This window comes from Streptomyces sp. NPDC051104, assembly GCF_040682835.1.
GTDB classification, from domain to species: Bacteria; Actinomycetota; Actinomycetes; order Streptomycetales; family Streptomycetaceae; genus Streptomyces; species Streptomyces cynarae.
The window spans coordinates 1-2,070 of record NZ_JBFBBS010000119.1 but is presented as its reverse complement, the minus strand read 5'-3'; the positions used below and the strand labels follow the sequence as shown (position 1 = coordinate 2,070).

General features: G+C 65.6%; 2 protein-coding genes. One reads left to right on the top strand and one right to left on the bottom strand.

Features of this window, described 5'->3' with window-relative positions:
- Window positions 1–88: 88 nt before the first annotated feature.
- Window positions 89–871 carry a sporulation protein gene (locus tag AB0N14_RS39885; protein ID WP_366030575.1) on the bottom strand — a complete coding sequence of 261 codons (783 nt, stop codon included), beginning with the start codon at window positions 869–871 and terminating at the stop codon, window positions 89–91.
- Window positions 872–1,052: 181 nt separating this feature from the next.
- Here AB0N14_RS39885 and AB0N14_RS39880 point away from each other — a divergent pair, with 181 nt between their 5' ends.
- A complete protein-coding gene (locus AB0N14_RS39880) occupies window positions 1,053–1,694 on the top strand; it encodes a DNA-3-methyladenine glycosylase (protein ID WP_366030574.1) in 642 nt (213 codons plus the stop codon).
- The last annotated feature ends 376 nt before the right edge of the window (window positions 1,695–2,070 follow it).

The following is a 2,070-nucleotide window of genomic DNA, read 5'->3' as shown; positions in this document are numbered from 1 at the left end:
CCGCCGCCATCAGCAGCGATCACGCACCAGCCACTACCGACGACAAGCCGCATCACAGACATGAAGATCACGATCTACAGCTGAAGTACTAGAACCAGCTGCGCTTGCTGCCGACCTCCGACAGCCACTGATGGAGGTATGCGGCCCAGTCGGTGCCCTGGAAGTCGTTCAGACCGACCTTGAAAGCCCGGTACGAGTCGCTGCCCTCGCTGAACAGCCCCGGCTTCTTGTCCATCTCAAGGATGACGTCCATCTCGTACGCGTCGGCGACGAAGCTCAACTCGACCTGGTTCAGACCGCGGTACTGCGACGGCGGGAAGAACTCGATCTCCTGGTAGAACGGCAGCGTCTGCCGCGTACCCCGGATGTGCCCCCGCTCCATGTCCGCGCTCTTGAAGCGGAAGCCCAGCTGGATGAACGCGTCCAGGATCGCCTTCTGCGCGGGCAGCGGATGCACGTTGATCGGGTCCAGGTCGGTCGAGTCCACGGCCCGCGCGATCTCCAGCTCGGTCGTCACCCCGATGTGCATTCCGCGCAGCGCCTGCCCGTCGATCATGGTGACGGGGGTCTCCCAGGGAATCTCCAGTCCGAACGGCACGGCGTGCACCGCGCCCGCCTGGAGCTCGAAGGCACCACCCAGCCGGACCTTCGTGAACTCGATGTTCTGCCGGTACTCCTCGTCGCCGCTCTCGACCTCGACCTTGGCCTGCAGACCGACGTTCAGACCCTCGATCGCCTGGTTGACGGACCCGCCCTGGATCCGCACCTCGCCCTGGACGACGCCGCCCGGCACGACGTTGACCTCGGTCAGCACCGTCTCGACAGACGCGCCGCCGGCTCCCAGGCTCGCGAGCAACCGCTTGAACCCCATGAAATCTTCCCTCCCAGGCAACGTCTTGCCCCGTAGCCCCGTAGATCCGTCCGATCCGTAGATCCGTAGACACGCGATGCGGCCAGGAGGCGGTTCCGCGCCCTACCCTCCCAACCCTTCCAAGGACGAGGACCCTCGACCACCCTTGGGCACACACCCGTCTGGACTACGCTCGTACGCCATGATCGCGACCCCCGACCGTACGCCCCTCCCCAGGGAGTTCTTCGACCGGCCTGTACTCGAGGTCGCGCCCGACCTCCTGGGGCGCATCCTCGTCCGCACCACACCGGACGGTCCGATCGCGCTGCGCCTCACGGAGGTGGAGGCGTACGACGGCCCGAACGACCCCGGCTCCCACGCCTATCGCGGCCGCACACCCCGCAACGACGTGATGTTCGGTCCGCCCGGCCATGTGTACGTCTACTTCACCTACGGCATGTGGCACTGCATGAACCTGGTGTGCGGTCCGGTCGGCAGGGCGAGTGCCGTGCTGCTCCGCGCCGGCGAGATCATCGAGGGCGCCGAGCTCGCTCGGAAGCGTCGACTCTCGGCCCGGAATGACAAAGAACTGGCCAAAGGTCCCGCCCGCCTGGCCACGGCCCTGGGCGTGGACCGCGCCCTCGACGGCACGGACGCCTGCACCACGGGCGAGACCCCACTGCGCATCCTGACCGGCACACCGGTGCCCCCTGACCAGGTACGAAGCGGCCCGCGCACCGGCGTTGCCGGCGACGGAGCCGTCCATCCGTGGCGTTTCTGGGTCGCCGACGACCCCACGGTGAGCCCGTATCGGGCGCATACGCCCCGACGGCGCCGAAGTTGACGCGTCCCTGGAGGATGCGTAATGTAGCCCAAGCCGCTGGAACGGTTACGGCGTTCAGCCAACAGCCGAGGCGGCCAACCCACTACTTGCGACTCCCTCTCAAAGGGCGGATTTCGGCGTGTCCGCATGCCCGGAATTCGAACTCGGAGACTCGATTATGAGTTACGACGGGAATCGGCTAACGTAGTGAATGTCGAAAGCCGGGGCCGAAAAGCCCGGACTCAAGACAATCCCGCCGACCGGGAATCGGATCAAGAAAGATCTGATAGAGTCGGGAACATCGAAGGGAAGCGCCCGGAGGAAAGCCGAGAGAGTGAGTCTCTCCGGTGAGTACGAAGGAAGCGTCCGTTCCTTGAGAACTCAACAGCGTGCCAAA